This window comes from Catenovulum sp. 2E275, assembly GCF_025515275.1.
Taxonomy (GTDB): domain Bacteria; phylum Pseudomonadota; class Gammaproteobacteria; order Enterobacterales; family Alteromonadaceae; genus Catenovulum.
The window spans coordinates 1-1,346 of the sequence record NZ_JAOPFU010000101.1; the positions used below are offsets into that span (position 1 = coordinate 1).

General features: G+C 34.5%; 1 protein-coding gene. It reads left to right on the forward strand.

Features of this window, described 5'->3' with window-relative positions:
• Positions 1-421: 421 nt before the first annotated feature.
• Positions 422-988 (forward strand): YfaZ family protein, encoded by a 567-nt coding sequence (locus N7931_RS19195; protein ID WP_262795950.1) that lies wholly within the window; start codon positions 422-424, stop codon positions 986-988.
• Positions 989-1,346: the final 358 nt, after the last annotated feature.

Here is a 1,346-nt window from a genome sequence, read left to right on the forward strand (position 1 = left end):
TTATCTTTGTTTATAATTTGAGCTGAGAGAAAAAATTGTCTTAGACAAGGCAAAAATAACGAAATTTAGTCGTCTAAAAGAATTATTTTTAACGCTGTATAAGACAATTTTGGCCTCAGCCCGAAGGGCAATGACTATTTTAACCCTTAACTTCATTAGAATTAGTTTATTTAGAACAACTAAACCGCACTCATTCTGCTTTGTTAATGATTAAAATAGTCTATTGCTCAAAAATAATACAAAGATAAACAGGCTCTAACTAACTCTTTTTAAACATATTAAAATTTTGCTGAATTGTTCACAAGCTCCAACAATATTAATCAGCAGGGCTTTACTTCATTTTTTTTGCCGTTAACATTTAGCTCGTTTTTAACGTATTTTCACTTAATTTAATACGTCATTTATCTTGTAAGGATAGTTTATGAAACATTTAAAAAAATCACTTGCTGCATTATTAACCGCTGCTGCTTTACCGGCTTCAGCTAATTTTTTAACCACAGATTTAAGCAACGACGCTTTCAAAATTGAAATTGGTTCAGATAGATTAGTGCAGGACGTACAGCTATCAGCAGCAGCAATCGCAACAGATAACGATATTAGCATTTTTTCTTTCACCGGCATGATGGCTGGCCCAATTCAAGGTCAACCAAACTTAGTTGCTGGTTTAGGCAGTAAAGCTTATTTTATTGATATAGATAATGGCGCTGCTGATGAATCAGTTCAAGCTTTAGCGCTTGGTGGTTCTGCTAAATACACTTTACCAAGAAATCCGGCTATCTCTTTTCAAGGGCAATTTTTCTACGCTCCGGGCATTTTAATGAGCGACGATTTTGACTATCAAACCGATTTATCATTACGCGCTAATTATCAGTTAATTCAAAACGGTAGCGTATATGTTGGGTATCGTTACTTAAAAGCGAATGCCGACGCTGGCCCTAACTTTACTTTAGATAAAGGCCTAAACTTAGGTTTTGAATTTAAATTTTAACCGCTTTGCTAATGGCATCTTAGCTATATTTTGGCTATGTTTAGTAAAAACGTTAATCCATAAAAAGCAATCAGTTAGCTGATTGCTTTTTTGTTTTCACGACTAACCATCAGCTCTTAAAGCTCAGCATGTGGACCAAATACTTAGTAATGAATATTGGCTTCATTTACCCTTTAACTAAAATTTGATAGTTTTTTTATTCGCTTTGCCAGTTCAACCGTCAGTTAATTTACCTGAATTAAGTTTACGCCAAGCAACCGAAGATTTTCAGGTTAACTTAATTAAACAAACCTTAATTGAGCATAATATGAACTGGAGTTCGGCCGCAAAACAACTGTCCACCGACAGAGCTAATCTG

What these genes read in the sequence shown, in the direction of transcription:
- N7931_RS19195 (WP_262795950.1), top strand. Translation starts at nt 422, where the DNA reads ATGAAACATTTAAAAAAATCACTTGCTGCATTATTAACCGCTGCTGCT.